Genomic DNA, 18,891 nt, shown 5'->3' on the forward strand with positions numbered 1-18,891 from the left:
TTTTTGCGTCTGTATGTTGGTAAAAACCCGATCATAACGTAGAAATCAGCGAAAATATTTAAGCTGTTTCGTCCAAATTCCCTTCATAACCCAGATGCAGTAACCTGCTATCTTCGAAAAATTGACCATAAAAATGGTTAGAAAAGGTATTACACCCCTCAGCCTGCAGGTTCTGATTACACGACATTGCCAATCAGTGTTCGAAAATTGACCAGTGTAAGATTCAGAATTGAAGTACACCAGTTCCTGCCAGAATCCTTAATAGTATTAATTGCGTAGCCGGTAAAGTATTCCGTCCTCTTCTTTTTTTATGCAATCAGCACATGTATTTTAATTTCATTCGGCACGGTGCTAATAAGTCGTGCACTCAATGCACCAACAGCCTAACTACAATTCCTAGAGCATCAGTCTTTAAGCGCTACAGCTAATCCTAAATCGTGATCTTGCTAACAAAAAATGTGACATTCATCACTAATGCATTAATAACAATTGTATAACATTTCGTTTACTAAAATATCTGCTTAAGTGTCGTGGTACGACCGATAAGGCAGGAGTGCGCTTTTGGCAGGAGTTAATCAATGGCTGTAACCAGTGTTACCTCAGAAAGGACGCTAACCGACAGCGATACTCGCCGTCGCATCATGGCGATTGTCGGGGCTTCATCAGGGAATCTTGTTGAATGGTTTGACTTTTATGTCTACTCGTTCTGTTCCCTCTATTTTGCCCATATCTTTTTTCCGTCCGGAAATACCACGACCCAGCTTCTTCAGACCGCAGGTGTATTTGCGGCTGGATTCCTGATGCGTCCTATTGGCGGCTGGTTGTTTGGTCGTATTGCTGACCGTCGCGGTCGTAAAGTATCAATGCTGATTTCTGTTTGCATGATGTGCTTTGGCTCACTGGTCATCGCTTGCCTGCCTGGATACAGCGTCATCGGCACTTGGGCTCCGGCATTATTACTGCTAGCACGCCTATTCCAGGGACTATCCGTCGGCGGGGAATATGGCACCAGTGCGACCTACATGAGTGAAGTTGCCGTTGAGGGCCGTAAAGGCTTCTACGCTTCATTTCAGTACGTCACCCTCATTGGTGGTCAACTGCTGGCGGTCCTGGTGGTTGTGATATTGCAAAACATCCTCAGCAGTGAAGATCTGCATGCATGGGGATGGCGAATACCATTTGCGATGGGGGCGGTACTGGCTGTTGTGGCACTGTGGTTACGTCGCCAGCTGGATGAAACCTCTCAGAAAGAGACGCGGACATTGAAAGAAGCCGGGTCGCTCAAAGGGCTGTGGCGTAATCGTAAGGCATTCGTGATGGTGCTTGGTTTTACTGCGGCGGGTTCACTGAGTTTCTATACTTTCACCACCTATATGCAGAAATACCTCGTTAATACGGCTGGGATGAGTGCGAACCTCGCAAGTATGATCATGACCGCTGCGCTGTTTGTTTATATGCTGGTTCAGCCGCTTTTCGGCATGCTGTCGGATAAGGTGGGACGCCGTACCTCAATGCTGTGCTTTGGGGCTTTCGCGACATTATTCACGGTTCCCATCCTCACTGCGCTGCAAAGCGTTAGCTCTCCATACCTGGCATTTGCGCTGGTGATGTGTGCTTTGCTGATCACCAGTTTCTACACCTCTATTAGCGGTATCCTGAAAGCGGAAATGTTCCCGGCACAGGTGCGCGCATTGGGCGTTGGGCTCTCCTATGCGGTAGCAAACGCACTGTTTGGTGGTTCAGCTGAATACGTTGCGCTATCGCTAAAATCTGCGGGTATCGAGACGGCATTCTTCTGGTACGTTACCGTGATGGCTGCGCTGGCATTTCTGGTGTCATTGAAATTACACCGTAAAGGAAAAGGGTTGCGCCTGTAGTTCTTAATGCTGTGCCAGCTGCCACACCGCATAGCCGGTTGTGGCGCCGGCCACATCCCAGGCAAAGTCTTTCCAGCTCCAGCCGCTTCCAGCAGGGCGACTGTCCCAGAGCTCTTTTGAGGCACCAAGACTTACGGAAAACATAAAGCCGATTGCCGCACTGCGGTCGCGGCTTATGCCTTGATGCTGTGCGACTTCATTGCCAGCAGCGGCCAGCATCGCAGAAGCGATAAAGTGCTGAGCCTTATCTTGCCCACTCCAGGCGTCGTTAGCCATATGGCTACAGCCACTGAGTAAGAGCGTAGAGCAGAGAAGTGTAATTCGGGGCATAAAGACTCCTGAAAAAAAGCCCCGTCGTAACGGGGCTCTATTTTAAAGGATACGGCTAATGAGCCTATCGATACGAATACGGCGTAGACGGCGAATCAGTTTTCGCACTTTCACCGGATACTCGGCAATGCTTTGCAGCTCGCGGTAATGATTGACGACCGTGGTATGCTTGCGAATCAGCTCCAGTTCTTTCTGGCGCATCGAAGCCAGCTGCTTTTTCGGATCGTGAATCAGGACCGCATTTTCCAGATCCAGACGCCACGCCCGCGGGTTGAGGTTGTTGCCAGTCAGCAGCATCCATTCGTTATCAACCCACATGCCTTTCAGATGATAGCTGTTATCCCCGTCTTTCCACAGGCGAACCACCAACTGGTCAGTATTAATGTAATACTGCAGGCGGCTCAGGAAGCGGCGCAGGTTAATTTCATACAGATACGGCAGCGCACCAATTATCTTAAACGGTTCATTTTCCGGAATGTAAAAATCATTGGCGGTTTTATCGCCGACAATAATTTCCACCTTTTTACCTTCGCGCAGCAGACGAATGATACTGCGCACCAGCAGCGCAGGAAGGTTGAAGTATGGCGTGCAGATCGTGAGTTTTTCCTCAGTGCACGGCATGAGATGGAAAATAGTTTTGTTGAGATCGCTGGATTTACCCAGCCCAACAAGCGGTGTAACGGTCAGCTCTTCATCACTGGCGTTACCCTCAAAATGGTAGCTGGTATCACGCAATTCCTGGCGATACTGGCGGATATCATTTTTGATTTCTGGGCTCTTAGGACGTTCGCTATTATCCAGACGATTAACACCGCGCCCTTCAACCAGGTTTTCCGAAACCCAGTTAAACATAATGTCGGACATTTGCGGGTTACGAATGCATTGATAGCGGTCGTAACGATATTTATCGTGCTGATGCAGATAAACGTCGTTGATGCTGGCGCCGCTGTAGAGCACGCAGTCATCAATGATAAAGCCTTTGAAGTGTAGAACGCCGAGCGCTTCACGGGTATTGATAGGCACGCCATAAACCGGAACGTCTATCCCCGGATTCTCTTTGGCGGTACGGCAATACCAGTCTGCATTCGTGTTAGAGGCAGCGGCACCAATACGCCCACGCTGCGCGCGGTGCCAGTCTACCAGTACCCGAACATCAAGCTCAGGGCGCTGACGCTTGGCATCGTACAGGGCTTGCAGAATCGTCTTTCCGGCATCGTCCTGTTCAAGATATAAGGCAACGATACAAATCCGGCGCGTAGCGCTGGCGATTTTTGCGAGCAGAGCAACACGAAAATCTGCTGGAGTATAGAAAAACTCAACATCATCAACAGACTGTGAAAGCTTGGGTAGTTGGGCAAGGTGTTGTTGATGTTTATTACGCTTAAATTTTGACAACATCACAGTGCGTTTCTTCTCTGATTTAGTGAAGGGTCTTCTGTACCAGGCAGATGACGTAAGCGGTCAATGATACCACCTCTATCGAGCAAGGGTAGCATTTCCAGCAACTTAGTCATCACTTAGGCGTAATGATAGACCGACAATACCATCTTCCAGCTGAATATCTACATCAAAACCTAGCTTCCTCGCGAGCGCTATCATCCCGCGATTATTCGGCATGGTAATTCCGTTCAGCCGGGCTAAGCCGTGAGTACGAGTATAGGCAATGAGCTTCTCGAGTAGGCGTCCACCGAGGCCAAGGCCTTTTAAATCTGAACGCACCAGCACGGCGAATTCCGCGTCAATATTGTCAGGATCGGAGATCGCGCGCGTTACGCCCAGGATCTCTGTCCCATCCCCTGAGCCATACACCGCAACAAAGGCCATTTCCCGATCGTAGTCGATCTGCGTCATATTGGCTAAATCATCATGGGTAAATTCGTTGATCTCACTAAAATAACGGTAGTAGAGATCTTCTTTCGTGACTCGGGCGATGAACTGCTGAAGCAGAGGCTCATCTTCTGGCAGGATCGGGCGGAAGAGGCAGCGCTCGCCATTCTTCATTGTTACCCACTCCTCAAGATGTTGTGGGTAAGGGCGTACTGCCAACCGGCTTTCGCTTGCACCATTAAACGGTGCAATATCGAGGCTTACATCCAATGCGGTAAATTCGTTGCCGGAGGCGAGAAGCGGGTGAATATCCAGACGCTGGATCTCCGGACAATCGACAATCAGGTTAGATACCTGAACCAGCAGCTGGCTGAGGCCAGCGATATCCAGCGGGCGCAGTGCGCTACGCCCGCGTATTTTCTTGCTCTTGATCGCCTGAATCACCAGATAGCGTGCCAGGGTCATGTTTAGCGGCGGTAGGGCAACGGCTGCTTGATCTTCCGCGCGCCATTCGACGCCCCCTTCACCCAGCATGATCAACGGGCCAAACACCGGGTCGTGTTCAACCACCACGCGCAGTTCTTGGGCGCCGGCACGATTGGCCATGCTTTGCACCAGCAATCCATGAATTCTCGCCTGTGGCCAAGCCATCTTCACACGATCGAGAATCGCATCGGCCGCCTGTTGTACCTCGGCAGCGGTTCGAAGATAGAGCATTACACCCTGTACTTCCGACTTATGCGGAATATCGGGTGAGCGGAGCTTCAGCGCCACCGGATAACCTATTTGTTCAGCGATATGCACCGCTTCAGCGCTGTCGGCGGCAATCCAGGTCGGCAGCGTGTTCAGGCCATAGGCGTTTAATATCGGGCGCACTTCATGGGTATCCAACGCGCCAATTCCGTTATCAATTGCCTGTTGTAATAGCTCATGCGCCTGCGCGGTATTGGCAGTCAGGCTATGCGGTAGCGCAGGGGTTTCCCGTAGCTGTTTTTGGTTACGCCGATATTCCACCATATGCATAAAGGCAGTGATCGTCCCTTCCGGCGTCCGGTAAGTAGGAATACCGGCATCGCTAAACATGCGACGCGCTTCAATTGATGAATACTCGCCGCACCAGTTGGTTAACACACTGATAAATTTGCCCCGGGGATGCTGTTTGATCAGTTCAATCAGTGCGGCTGCGCTTTCGCTTCCCGTTGCCGTGGCGCTAGGTGCGTGGATGATCATCAGGGCATCTAGATCGGCACTATTGAGCAGAATATTTACCGCCGAAGAATAGTGGTTGATGCTGGCGTCATCGCGCAGATCCAGCGGGTTGTTCGCCTCGACGGTATCAGGTAATTCAGCCTGAAGCTGCTGACGGGTCTCTTCGCTGAGCGTCGCGAGTTTGCCATTGCGCGCCCAATGCTCGTCCAGCGCCAGCGCCGCAGGTGCCGCACCGTTGCTGATAATCATCAGCCGTTCGCCGCGAAGTGGGCGCATATGGCTGAGCGTTTCGACCGCGGAAAACAGTTCATGAGTATCCTGTACCCGCAGTAAACCGGCGCGTTGAATGGCGGCATCCCAGGCCGGATCCATACCTGAATTTACGTGCAGCAAGCGCTGAGCGGCTGGGCTGCGGCCGCTCTTGATCACCAGAATGGGCTTGTTGCGCGAGGCGCTTCGTGCCGCAGAAACAAAGCGTCGGGCATCGCTGAGCTGCTCAAGGTACAGCAAAATCGCGCTGGTTTTACTGTCTCGCGCCAGATAATCCAGCAGATCGTCAACATCAATATCGAGGCTATCGCCCAGCGCGATAAAGTACGAGAACCCCATTTCGCGCTGCTGTGCCCAGTCCAGAATGGTATTGGAGACGGCGGCAGACTGGGAAATAAACGCCAGTTTGCCTTTACGAATAGGAACCGGAGAGAAGCTGGCGTTCAGTCCCTGCCATGGCGCCAGCAGCCCGAGACTGTTGGGTCCAAGCAGACGCATTTGATAACGTGCGGCGCACTGTTTAAGCGCGCTGAATTGATCGGGCATGGACGAGAGGATAATGCAGGTTTTGCAGCCTTTTTCCCCTAAAGACTCTAATAATTCCAGATTGCGGTTAGCATGCGTGCACAGCACCGCCAGATCGGGAGAGAAGGGGAGGCTTTCGATCGTTGGCCAGGCCAGTACGCCCAGAACGGCTTTCCATGTGGGAGTCACCGGTAAAACCGGGCCGGCAAAGCCGCCGGCCAGCAGGTTTTTCATCATCAAAAAGCCGGCACGCTGTGGCTTCATTGAGGCACCCACCACCGCAATAGACTTTGGCCTCAGAAGTGCTTCCAGCCCACGTTGACTCATACCGGTCTTCCTTACGCGACGATAATCGTAAGAGTTTAACCGTTTTCCATGCTGGTGGTTGTGATGTTGCCCTGATGATGAGCTTTTCCTGCCAGATAGTGTTCACGAAAACGGGTGAAATGCTGGCTGAGCGCAGAGGCCGCGTCGGTATCATTGGCGAGATCCAGCAGCGCAATGGCGACTTCGGCAGTGCAGTACTGCCCTTCTGCGTGGACTTCGCGCAGGCTGTAGGCGGAAACACGCGAAAGGTCGACGGAAATCAGCGGCAGGTTGTCCAGCCACGGGCTTTTACGGAACATTTTGCGCGCTTCCGGCCAGGTACCGTCTAACATGATAAAGAGAGGCGGTTTACCGGATGGTGGGGCGCTCAGTACCCGACGCTCAGGCCCGGCATATGAAGAGGGGAACACCACCATCGGTTGGTAGTCCGGGTTTTTCACCAGATCGAGCAGTGCTTGCGGTGGTTCGGTGCGTGACCACTGAAATGCTTCCGTCTGCGGTAAAATATCGGCAATCAAACGGCCGGTATTGCTTGGCTTCATTGGCTCCGTGTCGAACATGACGAGGCAGAAGCGGCTGTTGGCCGGATGAGGCGCAATGGTGTCGCACAGGCAGTAGCCAGTAACCAGCAGGCAGCGCTGACAGCGACGAACCCGGTTACCGCGGGCAAGAAAAGGGCGAGTCGCGCGGGCTAAACGCTCGGCGCGCAACCGTAAAACGGCATTTTCAATCATGGGACAAGTGGGTGCGTTGCAAAAACGCTATTGTCGCAGAGGAGAATACGGGGCACAAGATGCGCCCCGTGAGGACTATTGTTGCAGGGCTTCGTTCAACCAGCTATCGAATGGCGCTTTAGGTACCGCACCGTTGAGCATATCGATAACTTCGCCATTTTTGAAAATCATGATGGTGGGAATGCTGCGAATGCGAAAACGCGCGCTCAGTTCACGTTCAGCTTCGGTATTCACTTTTACAAAGCGCACTTTCCCGCTACGCTCTTCAGCAACGTCTTCGAAAATTGGTGCAAAATTACGGCAAGGACCGCACCACGGTGCCCAAAAATCAACGACAACCGGGAGATCGTCCTTCAGCAGTTTATCCAGCGTGCTGTCTGTGGCGTTGATAACATCGCCATCAAACAAATCCTCACCACAGCGTCCACATTTTGCGACGTCGTTGAGACGCTCTTCAGGAATGCGATTAAGCGCCTGGCAGTGGGCACAAACGGTATTCATAACTCACCTCTGGGTCATCGTGTTGCAGGACGGCGATGTTGCCGAATGTTTCTATAATGTTACACATTATCAACGAGACTGTATTAATCAACAATGCGTTTTATCCAATGGGTACAATAGTCACCGTCTTTTTTATGAAGTAATGGCTAAGCGCTACCACATCAGGTAATCTGCGCGCTTCGCGCAGCGCAGGTGGAGAAAAAAATGAGCGACGAACTGAAGAACAAAAGCGGCAAGGTCAAAGTGATGTACGTCCGCAGTGACGATGACTCGGACAAACGCACCCAAAATCCTCGTACTGGTAAAGGCGGAGGCCGTCCGGGCGCATCCCGTGCCGGTGCTTCCCGTGCCGAAGGCGGTCGTCGCCCAGCCCGTGATGATAGAAAGGGTCCGAACAGCGAACGCGGCCGTGAACGTGGCCGTGGCCGTGATGTTGAACGTGACCGCGATCGCGGTGAAGGTTCCCCATGGCGTACCGTTTCGCGCGCCCCTGGCGATGAAGCTGCACCAAAAGCCGATCATGGCGGTATCAGCGGTAAAAGCTTTATCGATCCAGAAGTGCTGCGTCGTCAGCGTGCGGAAGAGACCCGCGTGTACGGTGAAAACGCCTGTCAGGCGCTGTTCCAGAGCCGTCCGGATGCGATTGTTCGCGCCTGGTTCATCCAGAGCGTTACCCCACGCTTTAAGGAAGCGCTGCGCTGGATGGCGGCAAACCGCAAAGCCTATCACGTGGTTGATGAAGAAGAGCTGGCGAAAGCGTCCGGTACTGAACACCATGGTGGCGTTTGCTTCCTGATCAAAAAACGTAACGGCACTTCTGTACAGCAGTGGGTTGCACAGAGTGGTGAAGACGATTGCGTACTGGCGCTGGAAGACGCGGGTAACCCACATAACCTCGGCGCGATGATCCGCAGCTGTGCGCATTTCGGTGTGAAAGGCGTGGTTCTGCAGGACGCGGCGCTGCTGGAATCGGGTGCGGCTATCCGTACCGCAGAAGGCGGTGCTGAGCACGTTCAACCGATCACCGGCGACAGCTTCATCGACGCGCTGGAGCAGTTCCGCAAAGCGGGCTATGCCATCGTGACGACGAGCAGCAACGGCAAAGGTATGCCGCTGTTTAAAGCCGAGTTGCCTAAGAAAATGGTGCTGGCGTTGGGTCAGGACCGTGATGGTGTTTCCGACGCGGCGGCAGCTATTGCCGATATGAGCGTGTCCATTGATGGCACCCGTGCAGTAGAAGGCCTGAACGTCTCCGTAGCGACCGGCGTACTGCTGGGAGAATGGTGGCGTCAGCATAAAGCGTAATATCGCGAGCTGAAAATGAAAAAAACCGGTAACGCCTGGCGTTTACCGGTTTTTTTATCTCTGCGGTGCGACGGCAGAAATTTATTCTGGCAGCACCGGCATCCAATCAATCGGTGCTTCGCCGCGCTGCTCCAGCCACTGGTTAGCCTGCACAAAGTGATTGCTGCCAAAGAAACCCCGGTGGGCTGAAAGTGGCGATGGATGTGGTGCTTTCAGTACATGGTGACGCTGTGTATCAATAATGGCACCTTTCTTCTGCGCATGAGCTCCCCAGAGTAAAAACACGACGCCCTCCCGGTGCTCATTAATCAGCGCAATGACCTTATCGGTAAACGTTTCCCAGCCAAGGCTGGCGTGCGAGTGGGCCTGGCCTGCGCGTACGGTTAATACCGTATTCAGCAATAGCACACCTTGACGCGCCCAGCTTTCCAGATAGCCGTGGTTTGGGCGCACAAAACCGGGAATGGTACCTTCCAGTTCTTTATACATGTTGAGCAGCGACGGTGGTGTCGCAATACCTGGCTGTACGGAGAATGCCAAACCGTGTGCCTGGTTTGGACCGTGGTAGGGATCCTGGCCCAGAATCACCACTTTGACATCATTGAGCTCGGTGAAACGAAAAGCATTAAACACATCTTTCTGTGGCGGATAAATCGTGACGCCAGATTGACGTTCGCTGGCGACGGTGGCCAGCGTATTCACAAAGTAGGACTGCTGTTTTTCAGTGGCCAGCACATCATGCCAGGTTAATGGGGTTGTCATCTCGCTCTCCTGCGATTCTTCATGACCATAGCTTAACTGCTTCTCTCAGCATCACAAAATCAGATGGTGTAACCCACTGCGTTTACTACAAAAAAAGTTGAATCTTTACAAAAATTTTTACTCTCAGCAAAGTGCGTAACTTGATGCAAAACAAGTATTTTCATCTATGACCTCTTTTGTGGTGTGGTTTTTATTGATTTAAATCAAAGAATCAAGGGTGTGCGAGGGGTATATATACACTCAAGCAACAATGGTTTTACCAATTGGCCGCGAGACGGTCGGTTAAAAAACGAATATAAAGAGCCTTGGGAGGCATCAAATGATTACAGGTATCCAGATTACTAAAACCGCAAACAAAGACCTGCTGAACTCATTCTGGCTGCTCGATAGCGAGAAAGGCGAAGCGCGCTGCCTGTGTGCAAAAGGTGGCTATGCGGAAGATGACGTGGTTGCTGTGAAAGATTTGGGCGACATCGAATACCGTGAAATCCCAGTTGAAGCGAAACCAGAAGTGCGCGTGGAAGGGGGTCAGCACCTGAACGTGAACGTTCTGCGTCGCGAAACTCTGATGGATGCGGTTGAACACCCAGAAAAATACCCGCAGCTGACCATCCGTGTTTCTGGCTATGCAGTACGCTTTAACTCTCTGACTCCAGAACAGCAGCGCGACGTTATCGCTCGTACTTTCACTGAAAGCCTGTAATTTTCAGGGCTGGAAAGTTGGCGTGTCGGGGTAACCTGACGACGTGATATCAATCCCCCGCAGGGTGCCTGCGGGGGATTTTTTTATTTCTCCCGTTCACGGCCGACGAGAATGGTGGTCAGGACGAAAGAGAGAACCAGAGCTATTGCGACGCCAGAAATGGCGAAGATAAAGTAGGGACCAATGTAGGCAGGCAGGCTGAAGATGCTTGATAAAATATAGCCGTACAGCCGGACGCCAAAGAAAGCGATAAAGGCTGACGCCAGTGAGCTGGCCACGGTAGCGGCAATAAACGCTTTTTTATAGCGCGTCAGAACGCCAAACAGTGCAGGCTCGGTGATTCCCAGTAGCGCAGAAATAGCGGCAGACAGGGTGACCGTACGGTTGTCTTTGTTCAAGCGCCAGATAGCAAAGGTCGCACCTGCGATAGCCATATTGGCCATAAACATCATCGGCATCAGCATATCGTAGCCGCGATCGCTGAAGTTTTGCAGAGCGATTGGCGTCATGGCGTGGTGCATCCCTGTGAGAATCGCCACCGGACGAATTGCACCGACCACCAAACCGGCAAAACTGGCCGACACGCCAAACAATCCTTCAATAAACCATGCCAGCATTTTTCCCAGCCAGATACCGATTGGCCCGATAATCACCAGCGCGGCCAGCGCACCGATAAACAGCGTCAGTGTTGGAGTGAATACCGTTTTCAGCACTTCTGGCATGATTCGATCCACTGACTGGTGGATATATTTCAGCGCAAGAATCGAGAAGATCACCGGGATCACGCTGGAGGCATAGTTAAACACGGATACCGGGATAGCATTCAACAGCCAGAGAGCGGTGACGGCACCATCCTGATGTGCTGCCAGCGCTTTGGCGGCGTCGATAAGCGTTGGATACATCAGGCATGCCGCCACGGCCACCGCGAGATATTCGTTGGTTTTGAAGATCTTGGCCGCCGACACGGCGAGGAAAAACGGCAGGAAGTAGAATACCCCGCTGGCGATAAGGTCGATAATCATCACCGTATCGCTTTTGGTGGAGACCAGCTTCAGCGCGATAAGACCGGCCAGCAGGCCTTTGATCATCCCCGCCCCGGCAATCGCCGGGACAATTGGGCCAAAGACGCCGGAAACGGTATCCATAAACAGAGACACCAGACTCTTGCGCGCTTTGCTTTTCTCGCTGGTAGCATTTAGACCGCGAGTTCCCAGCGTATCCTGCATCAATTCAAACCAGCTGCTGACCTTCGGGCCGATAATGATTTGAAACTGATCGCTCTGTAGCTGTGCGCCTAGTACGCCGGGCAGCTGTTTAATCTCATCCTGCGCAATTTTTTTATCATCGACTAAATCAAAGCGGAGTCGAGTCATACAGTGCCAGACTTTATTGATATTCTCCGGTCCGCCCACCAGACGAATAATTCTGCTGATAGCTTCTTGCGTCCCCATAACGGCTCCTGCGATACGTTTGTTGTGTTCTTTATGTCGCTGAATGGTAAATAAGCTAATCAATAAAAACAAACCAATAAAATATGATGATAATCACATTTCGCTATTTGTAAGGATTTAATTGGTGGTAATTTATATAATTGGTTCGTTTTTTAAATATAAATAAGCCTATTTGCAGACCAAAAAAATTAAATAATAAAAAGGTTTACCCGTTGCTAAAAATAGGGTGAAGATAATGTCATTCTTATTGTTATTTTCCACAGGGAGCCGTCTGTGAAACCGACGCTGATTACCGCGATTGAGTGCTTTATCACCCGTCCTGACCGCCATAATCTGGTGACGGTTCGGGTTACAACCGACAACGGAATAGTGGGGCTTGGCTGTGCCACCTTCCAGCAGCGGCCGCTGGCGGTCAAAACGCTGGTGGATGAATATCTGCAGCCGCTGCTTATTGGGCGTGATGCCAATAACATCGAAGATCTGTGGCAGATGATGAACGTCAACGCCTACTGGCGTAACGGCCCGGTGATGAACAATGCTATTTCCGGTGTTGATATGGCGCTGTGGGATATCAAAGCGCAGCTGGCGGGCATGCCGCTTTATCAGCTGTTGGGGGGCAAATCTCGCGATGCGATAGCCGCCTACACCCATGCCAGCGGTGAGACGCCGGAAGAGCTGTTTGTCTCGGTTGATAAACTCCTTGAGCAGGGCTATCGCCATATCCGTTGCCAGCTGGGTTTTTACGGTGGTACGCCGCGAGAAATGCAGACCCCGGAAAACCCTACGCCCGGCGCATGGTTCGATCAGGATGAGTATGTACGCAATACGGTGGAAATGTTCCGTCTGCTGCGTGCGCGCTACGGTCACCGATTCCAAATTCTGCATGATGTTCACGAACGTCTGTTCCCACAGCAGGCTTTGCAGCTAGCAAAACTGCTTGAACCTTACCAGCCTTGGTTTATCGAGGATATTTTGCCGCCACAGCAAAGTCCGTGGTTGGCACAAATTCGCCAGCAGAGCAGCGTGCCGCTGGCCATGGGAGAGCTGTTTAACAACCCAGCGGAGTGGCACGATCTTATTGTTAACCGACAGATTGATTTCATTCGCTGCCATGTTTCGCAGATTGGTGGCATTACGCCTGCGTTAAAGCTGGCGGTTCTGTGTCAGGCTTTTGGCGTGCGTTTGGCCTGGCATGGGCCGGGAGATATGACGCCTATTGGTGTGGCGGTCAACACACATCTGAATATCCATCTGCATAACGCGGCCATTCAGGAATTTATCCCGCGTTCAGTGACCACGGATGCAGTGTTCCCTGGTGCGCCTGAAGTACATAACGGATTTATCTACCCGCCGACTGCACCGGGTATCGGCGTCGGCTTTAACGAAGCGCTGGCATTAGCGCATCCAGTGGCATATCGCCCGCATGAGTGGACGCAAAGCCGCCTGCCGGATGGCGCCATTCACACGCCGTAGTTTACTCCGGTGGCTGCTGGCGGAAGGTGAGGTTGTCGCGGTTATGCGGGATCACGTAGGTGCAGGTGTAGTTGATATCGATAATATCGCTTATCTCATACACACGCCCACCGTCGAGGATCCCGCGGTTATTGATGTGCATCGCCGGGGCGCCTTTTTTACAGCCCAGCAGGGCAGCTTGCTCCCGGCTGACGCTCACCGCGCGATAGCTGGTCAGCAGGTGAGAAATTGGGTATCCCTTCTCCAGAACGTACTGTTGCAGCGAGCGTTCAATCACCTCCTGGTTTAGGTCGGTGAACATCGCGGTGGGCATGCGGGATATTTCGATTTGTGTGGCTATCTCATCGACAAAACGCAGACGGCAGAACTGCCAGATAAAATCGTCCTCGGTGAGGCCGAAAATCTGCTGGTCTTCACGGTCAGGGCGTTTTTTATGCAGACTTATCATGCGATAGCGCATTTGATCGAAGCGCTTTTCGGTAATCGAGTTGTAGACCAACGGGTTACTGCGCGTTTGCTCGTTAATCCAGATCCCTGAACCCTGCACAATACGGACGACGCCGATGCTGGCCAGTTTCTCCAGCGCCTGGCGAATGGTAAAGCGAGAGACGCCATATTCCTCCGCGAGCTGGCGTTCAGGAGGCAGTTTGCGCGCATCGTCGGTGTGCTGCTGGTAAATCTTACTGAGGAGATCCTGGGTGACAAACTCTTTTTTCTTCATGGCTGGCTGCCCTTATCCCTGAATACAAAAACGCCGGGAGGTTGTCCCGGCGTTTGCTTTACTCTTCGGTGCTCTGCTCAGCGGCACTCGTTCCGCTTGGCTTACGACGCTTGCCAATGTTCTTGGCATCGCGGTGACGTTTCTTCACGCGCGGTTTTTCTTTGTCTTTTTCTTTCTGTTCGGCGCGTTTGGCCAGCACTTTTTTCGATGGCTTGCCGGTCATCTTCTCACTTGGCGGGCGAGTCACCGGGCGCAGCCCTTCAATGACGCGGGCTTTGAGCGGTTCTTCAACGTAGCGGCCGATTTTCATCAGCAGCACGTAGTCATGAGCCTCAACCAGCGAAATCGCGGTACCTTTGCGGCCCGCACGGCCGGTACGGCCGATACGGTGCAGGTAGGTGTCCCCACTGCGCGGCATATCAAAGTTGATAACGTGGCTGACGTCAGGAATATCGATGCCGCGTGCCGCCACGTCGGTGGCAACCAGCACATTAACGCGGCCTTCGGTCAGACGCTTGATGCCTTCGGTACGCTTAACCTGCGCCATCTCGCCTTCAAGATAGCAGTTGTTGATACCCACGGAACGCAGCTTATCTGCCAGCTCGTGCACGCGCTCGCGCTTACGCACAAACACGATAGTACGGGTAGCATCTTCCTGCTTCAGCAGATGCTCAAGCAGTTTGAATTTATGGTCAAAGTCATCAGCGCGGTAGTACCACTGATGAATTTTCTTACGCTCGCGAGTGGACGGATCGGCAGACACTTCTACCGGATCTTCCAGCAAACGCTCAGCGAAGTCTTTAATCGCATCGCCTTCCAGCGTCGCTGAGAACAGCAGCGTCTGTTTACGCCAGCGGGTTTCACCGGCGATATGCTCGATATCCTGAGCAAAGCCCAGATCCAGCATGCGGTCTGCTTCGTCAAGGATCAGCGTCTCAACGGAACGGCAGTCGAAGTTCTCTTCTTTAATGTATTGCAGCAGACGACCGGTGGTTGCCACAACAATATCCTGGTTTTCGCTGAACACTTCAGCGTGGTTCATATACGCCACGCCGCCGGTGATGGTCGCAATGTCCAGGTGAGTATTTTTTGCCAGCTCGCGGGCATGATCGGCAACCTGCATCGCCAGTTCACGCGTCGGCGTGAGGATCAAAATACGCGGCGGGCCGGATTTTTTGCGCGGAAAATCGAGCAGGTGCTGCAACGCAGGCAGCAAATACGCCGCTGTTTTACCGGTGCCGGTTGGCGCAGAACCAAGAACGTCACGTCCTTCGAGCGCAGGCGGAATAGCGGCAGCCTGGATGGCAGTTGGGCGCGTAAAGCCTTTGCTCTGGAGGGCTTCCAGCAGGCTTTCGTCAAGTTCAAGTTCGGAAAAAGTCGTTACAGTCATGATTACCTCTGTGTGAGGCGGTGATTATAGACGTTACGGCTTTAATCTTCATCTGTTTGTATGGCTATCTGTTCTCGGGTATTGTTCATAACCGAAATATTATCCCGTTTTCATCGGCAAGGTCGCATATGACGTCTGAATCTAAATCCGTGCTGCGTCGCAACGGATTTACCTTTAAAAAATTTTTTGTCGCCCACGATCGCTGTGCGATGAAGGTCGGTACGGACGGCATTTTACTCGGTGCCTGGTCGCCGATAGTCCGCGTCCAAAGGGTGCTGGATATGGGGACCGGAAGCGGGCTGCTGGCATTAATGCTGGCGCAGCGCACCGACGATAGCGTCAGTATTGATGCTGTAGAGCTGGATGCGGAGGCAGCGGAGCAGGCAAGAGAAAACGTCGCGGAATCCCCGTGGGCCGATAGAATTCACATTCACACGGCTGATGTCCAGCAGTGGGTTGCCGGTCTGACGACACGCTATAACCTCATCGTTAGCAACCCGCCGTATTACGAACAGGGCGTCGAGTGTGCCACTCCGCAGCGTGAGCAGGCGCGATATACCACCACGCTCGATCACCAGACACTATTGACCTGTGCGGCAGATGCGATAACCGAAGATGGTTTTCTGTGTGTGGTGTTACCGGAGAATATTGGCCAGACTTTTACCGCACAGGCGCTGTCGATGGGCTGGCATTTACGTCTGCGTACTGACGTGGCTGAAACGGAAATGCGCCTGCCGCATCGGGTTCTACTGGCGTTTTCCCCGAAAGCGGGAGAGTGCTTCAGCGACAGGCTAGTGATCCGTGGGCCAGAGCAGCAGTACTCCGAAGGCTATACTGCTCTGACCCAGGCGTTCTATTTATTTATGTGAGTCAGTGGGGAGAGCACCGACGGGCCAGACTCAGCTAACAGCTCTGGATAATCCAGAGTGTAATGCAGGCCCCGGCTTTCCTTACGCATCATGGCACAGCGGACAATCAGTTCCGCTACCTGTACCAGATTACGCAGCTCCAGCAGGTTGTTGGACACACGGAAGCGAGAATAGTACTCGTCCAGTTCCTGTTGCAGCATGGTAATACGGCGCAGTGCGCGCTCCAGACGTTTGGTGGTACGCACGATGCCAACGTAATCCCACATAAACAGACGCAATTCGTGCCAGTTGTGCTGAATTACCACCAGTTCATCCGAGTTTTCGACGCGGCTTTCATCCCACGCCGGCAGTTGTTCCGTCTGGCGAGCGTAAGGCATGCGTTTATGAATATCTTCGGCGGCAGACCAGCCGTATACCAGGCACTCCAACAGCGAGTTTGACGCCATACGGTTAGCCCCATGCAAACCGGTATAACTCACTTCACCGATCGCATAAAGCCCATCGACATCGGTACGGCCATAGTCGTCCACCATCACGCCACCGCAGGTATAGTGCGCCGCAGGAACAATCGGTACCGGCTCTTTAGTGAGATCGATTCCCAGACCCAATAATTTTTCATAAATCATCGGGAAGTGCTGACGGACAAAAGCCTCGGGTTTGTGGCTGATATCCAGATACATGCAATCGACGCCGAGGCGCTTCATTTCGTGGTCAATCGCGCGAGCGACAATATCGCGTGGAGCCAGTTCACCGCGTTCGTCGAAATCCGGCATAAAACGGCTACCGTCAGGGCGTTTCAGGTGTGCGCCTTCGCCGCGCAGGGCTTCGGTGAGCAGAAAATTGCGCGCTTGCGGGTGATAGAGCGCGGTAGGGTGGAACTGGTTGAACTCAAGATTCGCCACCCGGCAGCCTGCGCGCCAGGCCATAGCGATACCGTCGCCGGAGGAGATATCCGGATTGGTGGTGTACTGATAAACCTTCGACGCGCCGCCGGTTGCTAATACCACCGATTTGGCAGCACAGGTCTCGACCTTCTCTTTATTGCGATCCCAAATCCATGCGCCAACCACGCGGCGAGTTCCCGGTAAACCAATTTTATCGGAGACGATAAGATCGACAGCATTGCTACGCTCAAGAACGCGGATATTCGGATGATTAAGCGCTTTGCTCACCAGCGTATTTTCGACTTCCCGTCCGGTGGCATCTGCGGCATGCAGGATTCGCCGATGGCTGTGGCCGCCTTCGCGCGTTAGATGGTAACTCTCTTCCCCGTTTGCCTGCACCTGAGTGTCAAACAGCACGCCCTGATCGATTAGCCACTGCACGCAGCTTTTGGCATTACTGGCCACAAACGATACCGCCTGGCGATCGCAAATCCCGGCCCCGGCAATCAGCGTATCTTCAATATGCGAGTCAATGCTGTCGGTTTCGTCGAACACCGCGGCAATACCGCCCTGCGCATAGAACGTAGAGCCTTCACTTATCGGCCCTTTGCTTAACACGATAACTGAACTGTGTTCCGCAAGACGCAGCGCCAGTGACAAACCGGCAGCACCGCTACCGATGATCAGGACATCACAAGAAAGTTCTGGAAGTGAGTTCATAAGATTTGTTTAATTTACTAAACACGGTAATCGCAGAGTAGCACTATAAAAGCGAGCTGTGCAGGATTTTTTTGCACTAGAGTTGTAATGGCTAAACATTTCCCGCGAAAGAGGAGAGATGACGGTAACGTGAAATAAGAAGAAAGCTACGCGCTGAGGCACCTATTTATGATGAAATAAAGGCCGGGTTACGTTACTCTTCACTGGATTTGCGTTTTTATTTCGCAACTTACGTATCGATGTGCACCGGCAGACTTATAATGACAGACAATGAAACGTCTGCTGCTAAACAAAAAACAAAGCGTAACGGAACTTTACGAAAATCGGACACTCTAAGTTTCTGCTTGCTCATAATGCAGTGGTGGAGTGGCATTCTGATTACGCATGGGAATAGGGTTTGGGGAGACATTACCTCGGATGAGCGAGCAGTTAACGGACCAGGTCCTGGTTGAACGGGTCCAAAAAGGAGATCAGAAAGCTTTTAACCTGCTGGTGGTACGCTATCAGCATAAGGTTGCGAGCCTGGTTTCCCGCTACGTGCCATCTGGCGATGTGCCGGATGTTGTACAAGAGTCTTTTATAAAGGCCTATCGCGCGCTGGATTCTTTCCGGGGAGATAGTGCTTTCTATACCTGGCTGTATCGTATTGCAGTGAATACGGCCAAAAATTACCTGGTTGCTCAGGGGCGTCGCCCGCCGTCCAGTGATGTTGACGCGAGCGAAGCTGAAAACTTTGAAAGCGGCGGCGCTTTGAAAGAAATTTCGAACCCTGAGAACTTAATGTTGTCAGAAGAACTGAGACAGATTGTTTTTCGCACCATTGATGCGCTTCCGGAAGATTTACGCATGGCGATTACCTTGCGGGAGCTCGATGGCCTAAGCTATGAAGAGATAGCGGCTATCATGGATTGTCCGGTCGGTACGGTTCGTTCACGTATCTTCCGTGCGCGAGAAGCTATCGATAATAAAGTTCAACCGCTTATCAGGCGTTGACGAAAGCGGGATACTGGAAA

General features: G+C 52.5%; 16 protein-coding genes. 6 read left to right on the plus strand and 10 right to left on the minus strand.

What is annotated here, in order from left to right; all coding sequences use genetic code 11:
* Positions 1-578: 578 nt before the first annotated feature.
* A complete protein-coding gene (locus tag KP80_RS03625) occupies positions 579-1,877 on the plus strand; it encodes an MFS transporter (RefSeq protein WP_052282225.1) in 1,299 nt (432 codons plus the stop codon).
* A 3-nt stretch (positions 1,878-1,880) separates the two neighbouring features.
* Here KP80_RS03625 and KP80_RS03630 read toward each other — a convergent pair whose 3' ends face one another.
* The 5 genes from KP80_RS03630 to trxC all read right to left on the minus strand — a co-directional run bounded on the left by KP80_RS03630 (position 1,881) and on the right by trxC (position 7,600).
* Complete coding sequence (locus KP80_RS03630) at positions 1,881-2,207, minus strand: YfiM family lipoprotein (protein ID WP_052282226.1); 327 nt, start codon at positions 2,205-2,207, stop codon at positions 1,881-1,883.
* A 42-nt stretch (positions 2,208-2,249) separates the two neighbouring features.
* A complete protein-coding gene (pssA, locus tag KP80_RS03635; protein ID WP_052282227.1) occupies positions 2,250-3,605 on the minus strand; it encodes a CDP-diacylglycerol--serine O-phosphatidyltransferase in 1,356 nt (451 codons plus the stop codon).
* A 108-nt stretch (positions 3,606-3,713) separates the two neighbouring features.
* Entirely contained in the window at positions 3,714-6,365 is a 2,652-nt protein-coding gene (locus KP80_RS03640) for a bifunctional acetate--CoA ligase family protein/GNAT family N-acetyltransferase (RefSeq protein ID WP_052282228.1), read from the minus strand.
* Positions 6,366-6,400: 35 nt separating this feature from the next.
* A complete protein-coding gene (locus KP80_RS03645; protein ID WP_052282229.1) occupies positions 6,401-7,099 on the minus strand; it encodes a tRNA-uridine aminocarboxypropyltransferase in 699 nt (232 codons plus the stop codon).
* A gap of 75 nt (positions 7,100-7,174) precedes the next feature.
* Positions 7,175-7,600, minus strand: coding sequence for a thioredoxin TrxC (trxC, locus tag KP80_RS03650; RefSeq protein WP_052282230.1), 426 nt, complete (start codon positions 7,598-7,600; stop codon positions 7,175-7,177).
* 204 nt (positions 7,601-7,804) lie between these two features.
* Here trxC and KP80_RS03655 point away from each other — a divergent pair, with 204 nt between their 5' ends.
* Complete coding sequence (locus KP80_RS03655) at positions 7,805-8,905, plus strand: tRNA/rRNA methyltransferase (protein WP_052282231.1); 1,101 nt, start codon at positions 7,805-7,807, stop codon at positions 8,903-8,905.
* A gap of 81 nt (positions 8,906-8,986) precedes the next feature.
* On the opposite strand, the gene ung is transcribed toward KP80_RS03655, so the two are convergent.
* Entirely contained in the window at positions 8,987-9,667 is a 681-nt protein-coding gene (ung, locus tag KP80_RS03660) for a uracil-DNA glycosylase (protein WP_052282232.1), read from the minus strand.
* A gap of 319 nt (positions 9,668-9,986) precedes the next feature.
* Here ung and grcA point away from each other — a divergent pair, with 319 nt between their 5' ends.
* Positions 9,987-10,370 carry an autonomous glycyl radical cofactor GrcA gene (gene grcA / locus KP80_RS03665; protein WP_052282233.1) on the plus strand — a complete coding sequence of 128 codons (384 nt, stop codon included), beginning with the start codon at positions 9,987-9,989 and terminating at the stop codon, positions 10,368-10,370.
* Positions 10,371-10,453: 83 nt separating this feature from the next.
* Here grcA and KP80_RS03670 read toward each other — a convergent pair whose 3' ends face one another.
* Positions 10,454-11,821, minus strand: coding sequence for a PTS transporter subunit EIIC (locus tag KP80_RS03670; RefSeq protein ID WP_052282234.1), 1,368 nt, complete (start codon positions 11,819-11,821; stop codon positions 10,454-10,456).
* Between the two features lie 273 nt (positions 11,822-12,094).
* On the opposite strand from KP80_RS03670, the gene KP80_RS03675 reads away from it, so the two are divergent.
* Positions 12,095-13,294: an enolase C-terminal domain-like protein gene (locus tag KP80_RS03675; protein ID WP_052282235.1), complete on the plus strand. Its 1,200-nt coding sequence runs from the start codon at positions 12,095-12,097 to the stop codon at positions 13,292-13,294.
* A gap of 1 nt (position 13,295) precedes the next feature.
* Here KP80_RS03675 and KP80_RS03680 read toward each other — a convergent pair whose 3' ends face one another.
* On the minus strand, positions 13,296-14,015 hold the full coding sequence (locus tag KP80_RS03680) for a GntR family transcriptional regulator (protein ID WP_052282236.1): 720 nt from the start codon (positions 14,013-14,015) through the stop codon (positions 13,296-13,298).
* Positions 14,016-14,073: 58 nt separating this feature from the next.
* A complete protein-coding gene (gene srmB / locus KP80_RS03685; protein ID WP_052282237.1) occupies positions 14,074-15,405 on the minus strand; it encodes an ATP-dependent RNA helicase SrmB in 1,332 nt (443 codons plus the stop codon).
* A 128-nt stretch (positions 15,406-15,533) separates the two neighbouring features.
* On the opposite strand from srmB, the gene trmN reads away from it, so the two are divergent.
* The gene (gene trmN, locus KP80_RS03690; RefSeq protein WP_052282238.1) at positions 15,534-16,274 is read left to right on the plus strand and encodes a tRNA(1)(Val) (adenine(37)-N(6))-methyltransferase TrmN; all 741 of its coding nucleotides are present in this window, start codon (positions 15,534-15,536) and stop codon (positions 16,272-16,274) included.
* Here trmN and nadB read toward each other — a convergent pair.
* Entirely contained in the window at positions 16,259-17,878 is a 1,620-nt protein-coding gene (gene nadB, locus KP80_RS03695; RefSeq protein WP_052282239.1) for an L-aspartate oxidase, read from the minus strand. The genes trmN and nadB overlap by 16 nt on opposite strands.
* A gap of 417 nt (positions 17,879-18,295) precedes the next feature.
* On the opposite strand from nadB, the gene rpoE reads away from it, so the two are divergent.
* On the plus strand, positions 18,296-18,871 hold the full coding sequence (rpoE, locus tag KP80_RS03700) for an RNA polymerase sigma factor RpoE (protein ID WP_052282240.1): 576 nt from the start codon (positions 18,296-18,298) through the stop codon (positions 18,869-18,871).
* Positions 18,872-18,891 lie beyond the last annotated feature (20 nt).

Source organism: Kluyvera genomosp. 1, from assembly GCF_001266615.1.
Classification (GTDB): domain Bacteria; phylum Pseudomonadota; class Gammaproteobacteria; order Enterobacterales; family Enterobacteriaceae; genus Kluyvera; species Kluyvera cryocrescens_A.

Coding starts and splice junctions, on each gene's coding strand:
- trmN (WP_052282238.1), top strand. CDS start 15,534: ATGACGTCTGAATCTAAATCCGTGCTGCGTCGCAACGGATTTACCTTT.
- KP80_RS03655 (WP_052282231.1), top strand. CDS start 7,805: ATGAGCGACGAACTGAAGAACAAAAGCGGCAAGGTCAAAGTGATGTAC.
- KP80_RS03670 (WP_052282234.1), bottom strand. CDS start 11,821: ATGGGGACGCAAGAAGCTATCAGCAGAATTATTCGTCTGGTGGGCGGA.
- KP80_RS03630 (WP_052282226.1), bottom strand. CDS start 2,207: ATGCCCCGAATTACACTTCTCTGCTCTACGCTCTTACTCAGTGGCTGT.
- grcA (WP_052282233.1), top strand. CDS start 9,987: ATGATTACAGGTATCCAGATTACTAAAACCGCAAACAAAGACCTGCTG.
- srmB (WP_052282237.1), bottom strand. CDS start 15,405: ATGACTGTAACGACTTTTTCCGAACTTGAACTTGACGAAAGCCTGCTG.
- trxC (WP_052282230.1), bottom strand. CDS start 7,600: ATGAATACCGTTTGTGCCCACTGCCAGGCGCTTAATCGCATTCCTGAA.
- KP80_RS03625 (WP_052282225.1), top strand. CDS start 579: ATGGCTGTAACCAGTGTTACCTCAGAAAGGACGCTAACCGACAGCGAT.
- KP80_RS03640 (WP_052282228.1), bottom strand. CDS start 6,365: ATGAGTCAACGTGGGCTGGAAGCACTTCTGAGGCCAAAGTCTATTGCG.
- nadB (WP_052282239.1), bottom strand. CDS start 17,878: ATGAACTCACTTCCAGAACTTTCTTGTGATGTCCTGATCATCGGTAGC.
- KP80_RS03645 (WP_052282229.1), bottom strand. CDS start 7,099: ATGATTGAAAATGCCGTTTTACGGTTGCGCGCCGAGCGTTTAGCCCGC.
- rpoE (WP_052282240.1), top strand. CDS start 18,296: ATGAGCGAGCAGTTAACGGACCAGGTCCTGGTTGAACGGGTCCAAAAA.
- ung (WP_052282232.1), bottom strand. CDS start 9,667: ATGACAACCCCATTAACCTGGCATGATGTGCTGGCCACTGAAAAACAG.
- pssA (WP_052282227.1), bottom strand. CDS start 3,605: ATGTTGTCAAAATTTAAGCGTAATAAACATCAACAACACCTTGCCCAA.
- KP80_RS03680 (WP_052282236.1), bottom strand. CDS start 14,015: ATGAAGAAAAAAGAGTTTGTCACCCAGGATCTCCTCAGTAAGATTTAC.